Genomic DNA, 14,926 nt, shown 5'->3' with positions numbered 1-14,926 from the left:
CAGGTGGTTGCGCATGGATAGGGCATCCACGGGTTGTATAGAGCGTTCAAATTTGGTGCACATGAGCGGTTATAGCACTGGAAAAGGGCGTTTTCCCTGAAAGAAGCCTGGTGCTGCATGAAATTTCTTTCATCCAATTATCCGTTGCGTTTTTAAGGATTTATCCTACAAAGACCCGAGAATCGGCCTTCGTGGGCTTACGTGATGGTTCTTTAAGATTCGCGCCGTGTTTAATTCACCGCGATGTTCATCATGTTCAAGTCATTTATTTGTTCAGTCATTGTCGGCCTGTCGTGTGTTATCTCGTCAGCCTCGGCCAATCTTCAACAGCCGCCGACTTTCGCTTCAAGCCATGCGGCGTCTTCGGTCGACGATGTGATCGACCGCGCCCATCAACTGCTCGGCACTCCCTACAAGTGGGGCGGTACGTCTGCCGAGCAGGGGTTTGATTGCAGCAGTTTCCTGGTCTATCTGTTCAAGACCGAAGCCAACATTCAGCTGCCGCGTACCACTGCGGCGATGCACCGTTCAACCGCTGCAACCATCAAGCGCACAGCGTTAAAACCGGGCGATGCCGTATTTTTCAAAGGCAACGGGCGAGGGCGGGTGAGTCACGTCGGGCTGTATATCGGCGAAGGCAAGTTCATCCATTCACCGCGTACCGGCAAGCATGTGCGTATCGATTCGTTGAGCAATAAGTACTGGAGCAAGAACTACACAACGGCCAAGCGTTTTCACAAGGCTGGCTGAGGGATTACTCGGTACTGCCCAGCCCTTGCCAGTGCTTGAGGCCGATAAAGATAAAGCGCAGTTGCTGGGTGATTTTCGCCTGGGGCGTGAGGTGGGCCGGCAGGGCATGGGCCGGTGGGTCGATGATATCGGGCAGGGTGGCAAACACGCTTTTGACGATCAGGTCGGCCATCACATGTAAACCTTCTGCATCCAGATGCTGCAATTTGGGCATCAGCGTCAGGTCGGCGGCCAGGTCGCGGGTGATGTCCTCGCGCAGGGCGCCGATGGCTTGGCGCACGGCCAGGCAGCCGCCGTACTGTTCGCGGGCCAAAAACAGGAATTGCGAACGGTTGGCCGAAACTACGTCGAGAAAGATCCGCACAGAGGCATCGATAATGCCGCCCATCACGAATTCGTTGTGGCGCACCAGGCGGATCGTGGCACGGAAGGTCTGGCCGACTTCGCTGACCAATACCAGCCCAAGCTGGTCCATGTCGGCAAAATGGCGATAGAAACCAGTTGGCACTATACCCGCTGTCTTGGCCACTTCGCGCAGGCTCAGGCTGCCAAACCCACGGCCACACTCCATCAGATGGCGGGCTGCGTCCATCAAGGCAAGGCGTGTCTGTTGCTTCTGTTCGGCGCGGGGCAGCATGAGCGGATGGGCTTTGTCGGCAAGTACAGCGACGCACTCTAGCAAAAGCGCTTTGCCGGCGTCGAACTTGGCGGGGGCGAGGCGTGACGCGGTCTATATAAAAGCAAAAGCCCGATCGGCTGATCGGGCTTTTTTCTGGGCCACCACGGGCTTAGCTCTGTGCTTGATGCAGTTCTTGCAGACGGTCGGCACCACCTTCAGCAACGCCTTCGGTGTAGGCGCGTTTGTTGGCTTGTTCAGCACCGCCTTCTACCAGACCTTTCTCTTGCAGGCGATTGTAGCCATTTTCAGCGACAGCACCTTTGGCGTAGTCACGGTTTTCGTCTTCTTGCGAACCGCTGCGCGCCACGGTTTGGCTAGTCTGCATGGCTTGAGCTTTGTTCTGTGGAGTGGCCTGTTCGGCGGCTGGCAGGGCGAAAGCGCTGGAAGCCAGGACAGATAACAGGACGGTAGCGAGTAATTGGCGTTTCATGATGGTTGCTCCTTGGGAGGGCGATAAAGTGGGTACAGGGCTAATGCTACTCTTGATAAGTCGATATAAAAGTTCATAAACACAATGGTAATAATCAACAGAATTGATTGTTCCCTGCAAAGGCTCTAGATCGAGCCTCTCAAGCACGCGGTTTTGCACCGCAGTGGGTATTTTCGACACGAACCTGGGTAACAATGGTGCGCTGTCGATGATGAAATCTGTCTGCTTGATCAGGAAAATCGTTTTTTTCGGCTAAATCCGCCGTTGGGTTAAACCCTCCGGCACTTTGCCAGTCGTAGTTCTATAAGCTGTGTCAAAGGCTGTTGCCCAGCCAGTCGTATTCAGGAGCCCTGTGCAATGACGCGCACTCGTAAAATCGTCGCTTGGAGCTGCGCCAGCTTCGTTCTGTTAATTGCCATAGCGGTACTTGTGCTGGTGTTCTTCGACTGGAACCGCATCAAGCCGCCGCTCAACGCCAAGGTATCCGAAGAACTGCATCGCCCGTTCGCCATCAACGGCAACCTCGCGGTGGTGTGGCAGCGCGAGCCCGATGAGGGCGGCTGGCGTGCCTGGGTGCCGTGGCCCCATGTGATCGCCGAAGACCTGACCCTGGGCAACCCGGATTGGTCGAAACAACCGCAGATGGTCACGCTCAAGAAGGTCGAGCTGCGTATTTCACCCCTGGCTTTGCTGGTGCAGCGCGTGGTGATCCCGCGCATTGACCTCACCGAACCCAGTGCCCAGTTGCAGCGCCTGGCCGACGGCCGCGCCAACTGGACGTTCAAGTTCGATCCCAAGGACCCCGACGCCGAGCCCTCCAACTGGGTGGTGGATATCGGCGCCATCGGCTTTGACAAGGGCCATGTGACCCTCGACGATCAAACCCTCAAGACTCAGTTGGATGTGATCATCGACCCCTTGGGCAAACCCATCCCGTTTGGTGAAATTGTCGGGGACGCCGATGCCAAGAAGGCGCTGGAAAAAGGCTCGGCGCCTCAGGACTACGCGTTCGGCCTCAAGGTCAAAGGCCAATATCACGGCCAGAAGCTCGCCGGCACCGGCAAGATCGGCGGTCTGCTGGCCTTGCAGGACGCGGCCAAGCCGTTCCCGCTGCAAGCCCAGGTGAAAGTCGCCGACACCAGCATCGCCCTGGCCGGCACCTTGACCGACCCGCTTAACCTCGGTGCCCTGGACCTGCGCCTGAAACTCTCGGGCAGCAGCCTGGGTAACCTTTACCCGTTGACTGGTGTGACCTTGCCGGATTCGCCGGCCTATTCAACCGACGGCCATTTGATCGCCAAGCTGCATGAAACCAGCGGCGCCTCATTCCGCTACGAGAACTTCAACGGCAAGATCGGCAACAGCGACATCCATGGCGACCTGGCCTATGTCGCCAGCCAGCCACGGCCCAAGCTCAGCGGCGCGCTGGTGTCCAACCAACTGCTGATGGATGACCTGGCGCCTCTGATTGGCGCGGATTCCAACGCCGAGCAAAAAGCTCGTGGCGGTGAAAGCAAACAACCGGCGACCAAAGTGCTGCCGGTTGAAGAGTTCCGCACCGAGCGCTGGCGCGAGATGGATGCCGACGTGGAATTCACCGGCAAGCGTATCGTGCACAGCGCCGACTTGCCCTTCACCGATCTGTATACGCACCTGGTGCTCAACGACGGCCAACTGAGCCTCGAACCCCTGCGTTTCGGCGTGGCCGGCGGCAAGCTCGATGCGCAGATTCGCTTGAATGGCCGCATTACGCCGATGGAAGGCAGCGCCAAGCTGACGGCACGCAACTTCAAGCTCAAGCAACTGTTCCCGACCTTTGAGCCGATGAAAACCAGCTTCGGCGAACTCAACGGCGATGCCGATATTTCCGGGCGCGGCAACTCGGTGGCGGCACTGCTGGGAACCTCCAACGGCGACCTGAAGATGCTGATCAACGATGGCGCCATCAGCCGCAGCCTGATGGAAATCGCCGGGCTCAACGTGGGCAACTACGTCGTGGGGCGCCTGTTCGGCGACGAGGAAGTGAAGATCAACTGCGCAGCGGCGGACTTCGGCATCAAGACGGGCCTGGCGACCACGCGGTTGTTTGTGTTCGATACCGAGAACGCCATCATCTACATCGACGGCACCGCGAACATGGCCACGGAGCAGTTGGACCTGACCATCACGCCGGAGTCCAAGGGCTTTCGCTTGTTTTCGCTGCGCTCGCCGCTGTACGTCAATGGGCCGTTTATCAAGCCCAATGCTGGCGTGAAAGCCATTCCGCTGGCGCTACGTGGTGCAGGCATGGTCGCCCTGGGCGTTATCGCCGGGCCAGCCGCCGGCTTGCTCGCCTTGGTCGCTCCAAGTGGCGGAGAGCCCAATGAGTGCGCACCGTTGCTGCAGCAGATGAAGGAAGGCAAGGCACCCAAGACGGTGAAAGGTTAACTGCCACTGGGGATAAGCGTTTCCCCGGGCGCGCAGGGAATACCGATCTGGAGGGACGGATCGCCTTTATAGGGGGTGCCGTCCGGATAGATCGAGTAGAACACTTCATGCAAGTACTGCTTACCGTCCAGGGTAAAACAGCGGAAAGATGCATGGGTCGGGAATGCATTTTTGAGTTGATCGAACTTCACGCTACGACCTATCCAGGTATTAAACATTGGCTCGAGGTACATCACTGCTTTTCGCAGTCTGACAATGTCATTGAAATAGTCCGTCTCAGTTTGATTGGAGCAGGTCCCGTGTTTCTTCCACTCGTATCTGAACATTTCTTGCGGGGAGGCGGTTACTAGCCCGGCAATTGCGCGGGTGTCGGAAATTTGGTTGAGTTTGTCCTCGCTGATATCGCACTCTGTGGATGATTTACAGCTGGGCGCGGTATTGCAATTGGCCGGATGACGATTGGTTTTTTGCCCGATGCTGTTGTTATAGGGCCAGATGCCATGGGTCAGAAACTTTTGCGGCGGTTTATCGCAGCCCGACGTTTTCGGCTTGAGCTTGCAGAAACTGGGCTGCCAGGTCACCGCGTAGACTAAATATTGGTAACCCTTGCTGCTGGGGGTTATCTCCTCGTTCGCATCCAGGCCCAAGGCGCCATGACTGATCAGCAGCGTGGCCATCGCCGTTGCAAAGAGGTAAGTATTTTTCATGGGCGGTTACTCCCTTTTCATTCGGCTGACAGTGTTGTCAGCGAACGTTGGAAGTATTAATTAGCGCTGGTGCGCTGGAAAATCTACTGTCAAACCTGACAGGTCGGTGGTGGGCATATAGACAGAATAAAACCCCAGGTGGAAGCGCTCGGCTTGCACCTGGGGTTTGAACTGCGACCTGTCAGAGGTCCTGCAGAATATCCGCCATATCATCGGCGTGCTCTTCTTCCTGGGCCAGGATGTCTTCGAAGATGCGACGGGTAGTCGGGTCTTTATCGCCGATGTACTGGATGATTTCACGGTAGCTGTCCACCGCGATGCGCTCGGCTACCAGGTCTTCGTAGACCATCTCTTTGAGCGAGTTGCCTGCCACATATTGAGCGTGGGAGTTCTTCGACAGCAGGTCGGGGTTGAACTCCGGCTCGCCGCCCAGTTGCACGATACGCTCGGCCAGTTTGTCGGCGTGCTCGGCTTCCTGGGTGGCGTGTTCAAGGAACTCATCGGCAGCCACGCTGGCTTTCAGGCCGTTGGCCATGAAGTAGTGACGCTTGTAGCGCAACACGCAAACCAGCTCAGTGGCCAGCGACTCGTTGAGCAGGCGGATGATTTCCTGACGGTCGGCGTCGTAGCCTTCGGTCACGGCACCGTTTTCGACATTCTGGCGGGCGCGGCTGCGCAGGGTCGCAATGTCAGTCAAGTGTGCTTCAGTCATTTCAATCTCCTGGGGCTAATCCGGTTGTACGCCACGCTCTGCCGGCGTGATCGCTATAGGTTGTGAGTCCCGGGCCAGGCGAAAAGTTTTATCGGATTTAACAGGATGTGTCATGAGCACGTCTGACCGGTGTGGTCCAGCGCTCCGACAGGATCACTCCACCCAGGGTCAGCAAGCCACCCACCAGGTGATACAGCGCCAACTCTTCCTTCAACACCACTGCTGCGATCAGTGCGGTAATCAACGGCAGCAGGTTGAAAAACAGCGTGGTACGGCTTGGCCCCAGGGTCTTCACCGAGTGCATCCACGCCAGCGGCGCCAGCATTGAAGCCAGCAGGCAGGCGTACAGCACCAGCGGAATATTCGTCCACCCCAAACCGGCCTTGGCCGAGAACAGGTACAGCGGCAGCAGCACCACCACCGCCACCAGCACCTGCAAATACAGCAGCACCAACGGCGGCAGGCGCAGTTGCCATTTTTTCAGCAGGGTGCTGTAGACCGCATAAGCCAGCGTCGCCACCAGCATCATGCCGTCACCCAGGTTGACCCCGTGTTGCAACAGCGCGCCCAGGCTGCCGGACGATACCACCACCACAACACCGGCGAACGACAGCACCGCGCCGGTCAGCGCGCCTAAGGTCAGGCGTTGCCCCAGGCTGATAATCGCGGCGGTCAACGCCATCAGCGGCATCAGCGAGAGGATGATGCCCATGTTGGTGGCGCTGGTCAGCGTGGCGGCGTAATAGGCCAGGCTTTGATACACCGCCATGCCCAGCACGCCGAGGATGAAGATCTTGCCCAGGTTGGGACGGATAAGCGCCCAGTTGGCAACGACCGGCTTGAGCATGAACGGGGTGAACAGCAGTGCTGCGAACAGCCAGCGGTAAAAGCCGATTTCAGCCGGGAAAATCGAGCCCACGGCCAATTTGTTGACCACGGTGTTGCCGGCCCAGATAAAGATGGCCAGCAGCGGATACGCGTATTGCATCGAAAGAAACCCAGTGTATTGACGAGGCGCGATTATCCCCTGTCTGGATCGAAGCCTATACTGCGATCCAGACAACCGACCTCTGAATCCAGACAACATGCCCCGACATACCGTACGCCTGGCGGATTTCCCCCGCCTGCCGAGCCCTGTGTACTTTCGCTATTCCGATTTCGCACCCGATACCGAGTGCACACCGCACCGGCACAGCTGGGGGTCGTTGGACTATTCAGCCAACGGCGTGATGCGCATGGAGGTGGCTGGCAGCCGTTTTATGTCGCCGCCGCAGTACGCGGTGTGGATCCCGCCCAACACCGAACACAGCTCCTACAACGCCCAGGCGATTGTCTATCGTTCGGTGGGCTTGGCGCCGACGCTCTGCGAGCAGCTGCCGCAAGCGCCGTGCACGCTGACGATCAGCGATATTCTCAAGGCCATCCTCAGCGATTTCGCCCAGCGCGACGTGAATATCCCGCAATCGGACGCGGATATCCGCCTGGCCCAGGTGCTGGTGGACCAACTCAAGCAGGCGCCGATCCATGATGGCTTCCTGCCCTACGCCCGCCACCCCGGGCTGCTGGGGGTGCTGGAAGGTATGCAGGCGCAGCCCGCCGACAATCGCCCGCTCGGGCAATGGGCTGAGCAGGTACATGTGAGCGAACGCACCCTGGCGCGTCAGTTTGTGCGCGAGCTGGGTATGAGTTTTGGTGAATGGCGCCAGCGCCTGCGCTACCTGGCGGCCATCGAAGCCCTGGACAGTGATCGCAGCGTGCAGCACGTGGCGTTTGATTTGGGCTACAGCACCGCCTCGGCATTTATCGCCATGTTCCAACGCCATGCTGGCTGCACCCCGGAGCACTACCGACGGACGAATATTCGTGGCCGGTGAAGTTGTAACAGCTTTTGACTACACTGCGCTGTAGGCCGTGCCCGTCGGCACGGTAACAGGGAGAAAACTCCATGAAGATGCTGCGTATTCCGTTGTTGATGATGGGCCTGCTGTTGTGTTCACAAGGTTTTGCCGCCACTGCCCAGCAGAACAAAATGACCACCTGCAATGCCGAAGCCACCACCAAGACCCTCAAGGGCGATGACCGCAAGGCCTTCATGAAGACCTGCCTGTCGGCGCCTGCCGCCAACGATGCCAAGACCCTGACGCCGCAGCAGCAGAAGATGAAGGACTGCAATGCGTCGGCTAAAACCAAAGCGTTGACCGGCGATGCGCGTAAAACATTCATGAGCACCTGCCTCAAAGGTTAATCACGATTTCGCAGGCGCTGCAGATCAAATGTGGGAGGGGGCTTGCTCCCGATAGCGCCGTGTCAGTCAATCGATTCATTGGCTGATCCTCCGTAATCGGGAGCAAGCCCCCTCCCACACTTGATCGCATTCACAGTCGTCCCCCCTCGCTTGATGCCTGCAACGCTGGCAGACTGCCCATCCTTTAACGCCGTTCGTTTTGAGGCTGTATGCCAACGTTTTCTCAGCGTCATGTGTTGTTGCTGGCCAGTTACATCATCATTTTCGGCGGGTTGCTGCTGGTGCTGCCGCTGAAGTTGCTGCCCAGCCTGCTGGCCGGCCTGTTGGTCTATGAACTGGTCAACATGCTCACCCCCCAACTGCAACGACTGATCGAAGGCCGGCGCGCCCGTTGGCTGGCGGTGGCCTTGCTCGGCACCCTGATCGTCAGCGTACTCACCTTGATCTTCGCCGGCGCCATCAGCTTCCTGCTCCACGAAGCTGAAAACCCCGGGGCTTCCCTGGATAAATTCATGGGCGTGGTCGACCGCGCACGCGGCCAGTTACCGCCGTTCATCGACGCCTACCTGCCCGCCAGCGCCGCCGAGTTTCGCGTGGCCATCGGCGACTGGATGAGCAAGCACTTGAGCGAACTGCAACTGGTCGGCAAAGACGCCGCCCATATGTTCGTCACCTTGCTGATCGGCATGGTGCTCGGCGCCATCATCGCCCTGCAACGGGTGCCCGACCTGACCAAACGCAAACCCCTGGCCGCCGCGCTGTTCGACCGTTTACACCTGCTGGTTCAGGCGTTTCGCAACATCGTCTTCGCCCAGATCAAAATCGCCGCGCTCAACACGGCTTTCACCGCCGTGTTTCTCGCCGTGGTGCTGCCGCTGTGCGGCATTCACCTGCCGCTGACCAAAACCCTGATCGTGCTGACCTTCCTGCTTGGCTTGCTGCCGGTGATCGGCAATCTGATGTCCAACACCCTGATCACCATCGTCGCGCTGTCGCTGTCGATCTGGGTGGCGGTGGCGGCGCTGGGGTATTTGATCGTGATCCACAAGGTCGAGTACTTCCTCAACGCGCGCATCGTCGGCGGGCAGATCAGTGCCAAGTCGTGGGAGTTACTGCTGGCGATGCTGGTGTTTGAAGCCGCGTTCGGTTTGCCGGGGGTGGTGGCAGGGCCGATTTATTATGCGTATCTGAAGAGTGAGCTGAAGTTGGGTGGGATGGTTTAGGCGCAGATGCGAGTTACAAGCTGCAAGCGGCAAGTGGAAGCAGATTGGCTTTTACTTGCCGCTTGCAGCTGAAAACTTACCGCTTAAGACCCATAACGCTTGCTGGCTTCAATCGCCAACCCGCTGCCGATACTGCCAAAGATATTGCCTTCCACATGCCGCGCATTCGGCAGCATCGCCGAGATACTGTGGCGCAACGCGGGGATGCCGCTGGAACCACCGGTGAAGAACACCGTGTCCACCTGGGCCACGCTCACCGAGGCGTCATTGAGCAGTTGCGTGACACTGCCGCGCACGCGTTCGAGCAGGTTGTCGATGGAGGACTCGAACAGCGCCCGGCTCAGGTCCACGCTCAGGCCGGCTTCGATACGGTCCAGTGGCACATGGCGGCTGTCTGCCTGCGTCAGCTGGATCTTGGTTTCTTCCACTTCCATCGCCAGCCAGTGCCCGGCGCGCTGTTCGATCAGCTTGAACAGGCGGTCGATGCCGCCGGTGTCTTCGATGTCGTAGCGCATGCTGCCCAGGGCCAGCTGGGACTTTTGCGAGTACACCGAGTTGATGGTGTGCCAGGTCGCCAGGTTCATGTGGTGGCTGGTAGGCATGTAGGCGCCGCTCTTCATGCGGCTGCCGTAGCCGAACAGCGGCATCATGCCGGCCAGCGAGAGTTGCTTATCGAAATCGGTTCCGCCGATGTGCACGCCACCGGTGGCGAGGATGTCGCTCTGGCGGTTGTCGTTGTGACGGCGGTCCGGCGACAGGCGCACCAGGGAGAAGTCGGAGGTACCACCGCCGATGTCGACGATCAGCACCAGCTCCTCTTTTTCAATGGTGGACTCGTAGTCGAACGCCGCCGCAATCGGTTCGTACTGGAACGAGATGTCCTTGAAGCCGATCTTGCGCGCCACGTCCACCAGGGTGTTCTCGGCTTCCTGGTCGGCCATCGGGTCGTCATCGACGAAGAATACCGGGCGGCCCAATACCACTTCTTCGAACTCACGCCCCGCGTTGGCTTCGGCGCGGCTCTTGAGTTGGCCGATAAACAGCGCCAGCAGGTCGGTAAAAGGCATTGCAGTGCCAAGCACGCTGGTGTCGTGCTTGATCAGCTTGGAACCCAGCAGGCTCTTGAGCGAGCGCATCAAGCGGCCTTCGTAGTTCTCCAGGTATTCGTGCAGCGCCAGGCGACCGTACACCGGGCGGCGCTCCTCAAAGTTGAAGAAGACCACCGACGGCAGGGTGATTTTGTCGTCCTCCAGCGCGATCAGCGTTTCCATGCCGGGGCGGATCCAGCCGACGGTGGAGTTGGACGTGCCGAAGTCAATGCCGCAGGCACGGGCTGGGGATGGGTTTTTCATGTCTATCGGGTTCCGGTTGAAAAACGGCCGCGCAGTGTATGCCAGTCGCAAGCGCTTGCGTAGGCCAACCATCCGTTAAATCGTGCTTGAAAGTACGGGATTTGCCCCCACATCTGTTGCATACGGCTGATGCCGATAACACTTTGACGTACCCCCAGGCCGCAACCCTCACCAGGTGCAAACCAGCGCACGTTGCGCCCCGGGCAGTGCGATCTCGATAAAGGATGGTGAACCGTCGATGGATTTCAAAGATTACTACAAGATTCTGGGTGTCGAGCCGACGGCCGATGACAAGGAAATCAAGGCTGCCTATCGCAAGCTCGCGCGCAAATATCACCCCGATGTGAGCAAGGAAAAAGACGCCGAAGAGAAATTCAAGGACGCGTCCGAAGCCTATGAAGCGCTTAAAAGCGCCGACAAGCGAGCCGAGTACGACGAATTGCGCAAATACGGCCAGCATGGCCAGCCGTTCCAGGGCCCGCCGGGCTGGCAGAGCCGTGGCGGCTTTGGCGGAGGCCAGGACGCGGGCGATTTCTCGGACTTTTTCAGCTCGATCTTTGGCTCGCGCGGCGATGCTTTCGGTGGTGGCCAACGTCGTCCTACCGGGCGCAAGGGCCAGGATGTGGAGATGCAGCTGTCGGTCTCCCTTGAGGAAACCCTGTCGGCCGAGTCCAAGCAGATCAGCTTTCAGGTGCCGCAATACGACGCCTCTGGCCGGCATGTCAGCAATAGCGTCAAGAGCCTGAATGTGAAGATCCCCGCCGGTGTAGCCGACGGCGAGCGCATCCGTCTCAAGGCCCAGGGCGCGCCAGGCATTGGCGGTGGCGCCAATGGCGACCTGTACCTGATCATCAAGTTTGCGCCGCACCCCAAGTTCGAGGTCGATGGCGAGAACCTGGTCATCAACCTGCCGCTGGCCCCGTGGGAGTTGGCCTTGGGTGCGGAAGTGGCAGTGCCGACCCTGACCGGCAAGATCAACCTCAAGGTGCCTGCCGGCAGCCAGAATGGCCAGCGTATGCGCGCCAAGGGCCATGGCTTGCTGAACAAGGCCGGGCAACGTGGCTACCTGTTCATCCAGTTGAAGGCGGTCATGCCCCCTGCGGGCAATGAGGATGTGAAAGCGTTGTGGCAGGAGCTGGCGCAAAAAGCCGCTTTTAACCCACGCGAGCAGTTCTAAGGTCCTGTGGCGAGAGAGCAAGCTCCCTCGCCACATGAGTTTGAGCTAGAACAGGAAATATCGCTGCGCCATCGGCAGGACTTCAGCCGGTTCACACCACAGCAGTACGCCATCGGCCTTGACCTGATAGGTCTGCGGATCAACCTCGATATCCGGCAGGTAATCGTTGTGGATCAGGTCGCTTTTCTGCACATCGCGGCAGCCCTTGACCACTGCAATCTGCTTCTTCAATCCCAGGGCTTCGGGCAGGCCGGCGTCCTGTGCCGCCTGGCTGATAAACGTCAGGCTGGTGGCGTGCAGTGAGCTGCCGAAGCTGGCGAACATCGGGCGGTAATGCACCGGTTGCGGTGTGGGAATCGAGGCGTTGGCATCGCCCATCAGGCTCGACGCAATCGCGCCGCCCTTGAGGATCAGGGTCGGCTTGATACCGAAAAACGCCGGGCGCCACAACACCAGGTCCGCCCATTTGCCGACTTCGACGGAACCGACGATATGGCTCACGCCGTGGGTGATCGCCGGGTTGATGGTGTACTTGGCGATGTAGCGCTTGGCGCGGAAGTTGTCGTTGCCGGGGCCGTCACCTGGCAGTGGGCCGCGCTGTTTTTTCATCTTGTCGGCGGTCTGCCAGGTGCGCGTGATCACCTCGCCGACACGGCCCATGGCCTGGCTGTCTGAACTGATCATCGAGAAAGCGCCGAGGTCATGCAGGATGTCTTCGGCGGCGATGGTCTCGCGGCGGATGCGGCTCTCGGCGAAGGCCACGTCTTCGGCGATGCTCGGGTCCAGGTGATGGCAGACCATCAGCATGTCCAAGTGCTCGTCGATGGTGTTGCGGGTGAATGGCCGCGTCGGGTTGGTAGAACTAGGCAGCACGTTCGGGTAACCGCACGCCTTGATGATGTCAGGTGCGTGGCCGCCACCGGCACCTTCAGTGTGGTAAGTGTGAATGGTGCGGCCCTTTAGCGCGGCGAGGGTGGTTTCGACGAAGCCCGACTCGTTGAGCGTGTCACTGTGGATCGCCACCTGCACATCGTACTGGTCGGCGACGCTCAGGCAGTTATCAATGCTGGCAGGCGTGGTACCCCAGTCTTCATGCAGCTTCAAACCGATGGCACCGGCCTTGACCTGCTCGATCAATGGCTCGGGCAAACTGGCGTTGCCCTTGCCGGTAAACCCGATGTTCATCGGGAACGAATCACTGGCCTGCAGCATCCGCGCAAGGTGCCACGGCCCCGACGTGCAGGTGGTGGCGTTGGTACCGGTGGCCGGCCCGGTGCCGCCACCGATCATGGTTGTGACGCCGCTGGTCAGTGCTTCTTCGATCTGCTGCGGGCAGATGAAGTGCACATGGGAGTCGATGCCGCCGGCGGTGAGGATCATGCCTTCACCGGCGATCACTTCGGTGCTGGCGCCAATGGCCATGGTCACGCCGGGCTGGATATCCGGGTTGCCGGCCTTGCCGATGGCATGGATGCGACCGTTCTTCAAGCCAACGTCAGCCTTGACGATGCCCCAGTGGTCAATGATCAGCGCATTGGTGATCAGGGTGTCCACTACCTCATGGGCGAGCAACTGGCTCTGGCCCTGGCCGTCACGGATCACCTTGCCGCCGCCGAATTTGACTTCTTCGCCATAGACGGTGAAGTCCTGTTCGACTTCGACAAACAGCTCGGTGTCGGCCAGGCGGACTTTGTCGCCGACGGTGGGGCCATACATGTCGGCGTAGGCTTGGCGGCTGATTTTCATGTGGTTGCCCTGATTAATTGTGTTGAATGTGAGATCGCTATCGCGGGCAAGCCCGCTCCCACATTTTGATTTGTGAACACTGTCAAAAGGTGGGAGCCGGCTTGCCTGCGATGAGGCCCTAGAGGTCGCCCATAATTCGACCGGCAAACCCGAACACCCGGCGCCCGCCGCTCAAATCGACTAACTCCACCTCCCGACGCTGCCCCGGCTCAAACCGAACCGCCGTGCCTGCCGGAATATTCAGGCGCATACCGCGGCTCGCTGAACGTTCAAATTCCAGCGCGTCATTGGTCTCGAAAAAATGGTAATGCGAGCCCACTTGGATCGGCCGGTCGCCGCTATTGGCCACGCTCAAGGTGACGGTGCGGCGGCCGACATTCAGTTCGATCTCGCCAGGCTGGATCTGATATTCACCAGGAATCATGCCGGTTGCCCCAGGGTCTTGTAGTAGATGGCGGTCGGGCTGTAGCGCCCGTCCGGGCTTTGGCAGTAATCGGGCAGCTCACCGATCTTGATGTAGCGCAGCGACTGATAGAAGGCTTCGGCGCCGGAGCCGGCCTCGGTGTCCAGATACAGCAGGCCGCGCTTGTGCTGGCGTGCGGCGAGCTCCAGGCTGTGCATCAATTGCTGGCCCAGGCCATGGCGGCGGGCGCTGCTGTGCACCAGCAACTTTTGCACTTCGGCGCGGTTGAGGCCATTGGCCTTTTGGCACAGCGCCAGTTGTACACTGGCGACTACCCGTTCTTCACGTACCACCACCCACAACAGCAGGCTGGCGTCTTCGATACCGGCTTGCACGCCGGCCAGATACTCGCGGGCCTGGGCCTCATCGAAGTCGGCCATAAAGCCCACCGACGCGCCATGCTGCACCGCGTCCAGCAACAACTCGATCAAGCCCAGGCGGTAATGGGCAAAACTTTCAGCATTGACTCGACGCAGTTGTGCAGCGTTCATCGATCTCACTCCTTGGGCGGTTCGGCGCCCGGGTTCAAGGTCAGTTGCATAAAGGTCAGGTCCAGCCAGCGGCCGAACTTGATGCCCACTTGCGGCATATGCCCGGTGGTGATGAAACCCAGGCGTTCATGCAGGTGGACCGAGGCCAGGTTGCCGCTTTCGATGGCGGCGACCATGACGTGCTTGCCGCAGCTGCGGGCGCGCTCGATCAGGGCCTGCATCAGGCGTGGACCGAGGCCTTTGCCGCGCTGGTCATTGCGCACGTACACCGAGTGTTCGACGCTGTAGCGAAAGCCTTCGAAAGGTCGCCAGTCGCCGAATGAGGCGTAGCCGGTGACTTCGTCGTTTTCCACCGCGACCAGGATCGGGTACTGCTGCGCCTGGCGTGCGCTGAACCAGGCTTGGCGGTTGGTCAGGTCCACCGGTTGTTCGTTCCAGATCGCCGTGGTGTTGAGCACCGCGTCGTTGTAGATGTCGCGGATCGCCGGCAGGTCTTGCTCGGTAGCATCACGAATCATGGCCGG

General features: G+C 59.5%; 16 protein-coding genes. 6 read left to right on the top strand and 10 right to left on the bottom strand.

Annotated elements, in window-relative coordinates; all coding sequences use genetic code 11:
• Positions 1–252 precede the first annotated feature (252 nt).
• Positions 253–750, top strand: coding sequence for a C40 family peptidase (locus tag E4O98_RS14055; protein ID WP_148852897.1), 498 nt, complete (start codon positions 253–255; stop codon positions 748–750).
• A gap of 4 nt (positions 751–754) precedes the next feature.
• Here E4O98_RS14055 and E4O98_RS14050 read toward each other — a convergent pair whose 3' ends face one another.
• Together E4O98_RS14050 and E4O98_RS14045 are read right to left on the bottom strand one after the other, a co-directional pair.
• The gene (locus E4O98_RS14050; protein ID WP_005784300.1) at positions 755–1,387 is read right to left on the bottom strand and encodes a TetR family transcriptional regulator; all 633 of its coding nucleotides are present in this window, start codon (positions 1,385–1,387) and stop codon (positions 755–757) included.
• Positions 1,388–1,538: 151 nt separating this feature from the next.
• Positions 1,539–1,859 carry a hypothetical protein gene (locus tag E4O98_RS14045; RefSeq protein ID WP_005784302.1) on the bottom strand — a complete coding sequence of 107 codons (321 nt, stop codon included), beginning with the start codon at positions 1,857–1,859 and terminating at the stop codon, positions 1,539–1,541.
• A 357-nt stretch (positions 1,860–2,216) separates the two neighbouring features.
• Between E4O98_RS14045 and E4O98_RS14040 the strand changes: the two genes are divergently transcribed.
• The gene (locus tag E4O98_RS14040) at positions 2,217–4,286 is read left to right on the top strand and encodes an AsmA family protein (RefSeq protein WP_032878160.1); all 2,070 of its coding nucleotides are present in this window, start codon (positions 2,217–2,219) and stop codon (positions 4,284–4,286) included.
• Here the strand turns inward: E4O98_RS14040 and E4O98_RS14035 are convergent.
• The 3 genes from E4O98_RS14035 to E4O98_RS14025 form a co-directional block, all read right to left on the bottom strand.
• Positions 4,283–4,993 (bottom strand): hypothetical protein, encoded by a 711-nt coding sequence (locus E4O98_RS14035; protein WP_050549358.1) that lies wholly within the window; start codon positions 4,991–4,993, stop codon positions 4,283–4,285. The two genes, E4O98_RS14040 and E4O98_RS14035, sit on opposite strands and share 4 nt — an antisense overlap.
• A gap of 181 nt (positions 4,994–5,174) precedes the next feature.
• Entirely contained in the window at positions 5,175–5,705 is a 531-nt protein-coding gene (locus E4O98_RS14030) for a ferritin-like domain-containing protein (protein ID WP_005784304.1), read from the bottom strand.
• Between the two features lie 97 nt (positions 5,706–5,802).
• The gene (locus E4O98_RS14025; RefSeq protein WP_228309285.1) at positions 5,803–6,693 is read right to left on the bottom strand and encodes a DMT family transporter; all 891 of its coding nucleotides are present in this window, start codon (positions 6,691–6,693) and stop codon (positions 5,803–5,805) included.
• A gap of 97 nt (positions 6,694–6,790) precedes the next feature.
• Here E4O98_RS14025 and E4O98_RS14020 point away from each other — a divergent pair, with 97 nt between their 5' ends.
• From E4O98_RS14020 to E4O98_RS14010, 3 genes are all read left to right on the top strand, one after another.
• Complete coding sequence (locus tag E4O98_RS14020; protein WP_005784308.1) at positions 6,791–7,579, top strand: helix-turn-helix transcriptional regulator; 789 nt, start codon at positions 6,791–6,793, stop codon at positions 7,577–7,579.
• 71 nt (positions 7,580–7,650) lie between these two features.
• A complete protein-coding gene (locus tag E4O98_RS14015; RefSeq protein WP_005784310.1) occupies positions 7,651–7,950 on the top strand; it encodes a PsiF family protein in 300 nt (99 codons plus the stop codon).
• Between the two features lie 209 nt (positions 7,951–8,159).
• Positions 8,160–9,173, top strand: a complete 1,014-nt coding sequence (locus E4O98_RS14010; protein WP_032878157.1) for an AI-2E family transporter — start codon at positions 8,160–8,162, stop codon at positions 9,171–9,173.
• 83 nt (positions 9,174–9,256) lie between these two features.
• On the opposite strand, the gene E4O98_RS14005 is transcribed toward E4O98_RS14010, so the two are convergent.
• The gene (locus tag E4O98_RS14005; RefSeq protein ID WP_078820160.1) at positions 9,257–10,525 is read right to left on the bottom strand and encodes an Hsp70 family protein; all 1,269 of its coding nucleotides are present in this window, start codon (positions 10,523–10,525) and stop codon (positions 9,257–9,259) included.
• 238 nt (positions 10,526–10,763) lie between these two features.
• Between E4O98_RS14005 and E4O98_RS14000 the strand changes: the two genes are divergently transcribed.
• The gene (locus E4O98_RS14000) at positions 10,764–11,702 is read left to right on the top strand and encodes a DnaJ C-terminal domain-containing protein (protein ID WP_032878155.1); all 939 of its coding nucleotides are present in this window, start codon (positions 10,764–10,766) and stop codon (positions 11,700–11,702) included.
• Positions 11,703–11,747: 45 nt separating this feature from the next.
• Here E4O98_RS14000 and ureC read toward each other — a convergent pair whose 3' ends face one another.
• From ureC to E4O98_RS13980, 4 genes are all read right to left on the bottom strand, one after another.
• A complete protein-coding gene (gene ureC / locus E4O98_RS13995; RefSeq protein WP_078820161.1) occupies positions 11,748–13,448 on the bottom strand; it encodes an urease subunit alpha in 1,701 nt (566 codons plus the stop codon).
• 118 nt (positions 13,449–13,566) lie between these two features.
• Positions 13,567–13,872, bottom strand: coding sequence for an urease subunit beta (locus E4O98_RS13990; RefSeq protein ID WP_148852890.1), 306 nt, complete (start codon positions 13,870–13,872; stop codon positions 13,567–13,569).
• Positions 13,869–14,402, bottom strand: coding sequence for a GNAT family N-acetyltransferase (locus E4O98_RS13985; RefSeq protein WP_223018727.1), 534 nt, complete (start codon positions 14,400–14,402; stop codon positions 13,869–13,871). The genes E4O98_RS13990 and E4O98_RS13985 overlap by 4 nt, the downstream gene beginning before the upstream one ends.
• Positions 14,403–14,407: 5 nt before the next feature.
• The gene (locus E4O98_RS13980; RefSeq protein ID WP_248135539.1) at positions 14,408–14,920 is read right to left on the bottom strand and encodes a GNAT family N-acetyltransferase; all 513 of its coding nucleotides are present in this window, start codon (positions 14,918–14,920) and stop codon (positions 14,408–14,410) included.
• Positions 14,921–14,926 lie beyond the last annotated feature (6 nt).

Source organism: Pseudomonas sp. W2Jun17 (assembly GCF_023127795.1).
Classification (GTDB): domain Bacteria; phylum Pseudomonadota; class Gammaproteobacteria; order Pseudomonadales; family Pseudomonadaceae; genus Aquipseudomonas; species Aquipseudomonas synxantha_A.
This window is presented reverse-complemented; position numbering and strand designations above follow the sequence as displayed.

Excerpts from the sequence above, each read along its gene's own strand:
- E4O98_RS14055 (WP_148852897.1), top strand. The coding sequence starts at position 253 with ATGTTCAAGTCATTTATTTGTTCAGTCATTGTCGGCCTGTCGTGTGTT.
- E4O98_RS14050 (WP_005784300.1), bottom strand. The coding sequence starts at position 1,387 with ATGCTGCCCCGCGCCGAACAGAAGCAACAGACACGCCTTGCCTTGATG.
- E4O98_RS14045 (WP_005784302.1), bottom strand. The coding sequence starts at position 1,859 with ATGAAACGCCAATTACTCGCTACCGTCCTGTTATCTGTCCTGGCTTCC.
- E4O98_RS14040 (WP_032878160.1), top strand. The coding sequence starts at position 2,217 with ATGACGCGCACTCGTAAAATCGTCGCTTGGAGCTGCGCCAGCTTCGTT.
- E4O98_RS14035 (WP_050549358.1), bottom strand. The coding sequence starts at position 4,993 with ATGAAAAATACTTACCTCTTTGCAACGGCGATGGCCACGCTGCTGATC.
- E4O98_RS14030 (WP_005784304.1), bottom strand. The coding sequence starts at position 5,705 with ATGACTGAAGCACACTTGACTGACATTGCGACCCTGCGCAGCCGCGCC.
- E4O98_RS14025 (WP_228309285.1), bottom strand. The coding sequence starts at position 6,693 with ATGCAATACGCGTATCCGCTGCTGGCCATCTTTATCTGGGCCGGCAAC.
- E4O98_RS14020 (WP_005784308.1), top strand. The coding sequence starts at position 6,791 with ATGCCCCGACATACCGTACGCCTGGCGGATTTCCCCCGCCTGCCGAGC.
- E4O98_RS14015 (WP_005784310.1), top strand. The coding sequence starts at position 7,651 with ATGAAGATGCTGCGTATTCCGTTGTTGATGATGGGCCTGCTGTTGTGT.
- E4O98_RS14010 (WP_032878157.1), top strand. The coding sequence starts at position 8,160 with ATGCCAACGTTTTCTCAGCGTCATGTGTTGTTGCTGGCCAGTTACATC.
- E4O98_RS14005 (WP_078820160.1), bottom strand. The coding sequence starts at position 10,525 with ATGAAAAACCCATCCCCAGCCCGTGCCTGCGGCATTGACTTCGGCACG.
- E4O98_RS14000 (WP_032878155.1), top strand. The coding sequence starts at position 10,764 with ATGGATTTCAAAGATTACTACAAGATTCTGGGTGTCGAGCCGACGGCC.
- ureC (WP_078820161.1), bottom strand. The coding sequence starts at position 13,448 with ATGAAAATCAGCCGCCAAGCCTACGCCGACATGTATGGCCCCACCGTC.
- E4O98_RS13990 (WP_148852890.1), bottom strand. The coding sequence starts at position 13,872 with ATGATTCCTGGTGAATATCAGATCCAGCCTGGCGAGATCGAACTGAAT.
- E4O98_RS13985 (WP_223018727.1), bottom strand. The coding sequence starts at position 14,402 with ATGAACGCTGCACAACTGCGTCGAGTCAATGCTGAAAGTTTTGCCCAT.
- E4O98_RS13980 (WP_248135539.1), bottom strand. The coding sequence starts at position 14,920 with ATGATTCGTGATGCTACCGAGCAAGACCTGCCGGCGATCCGCGACATC.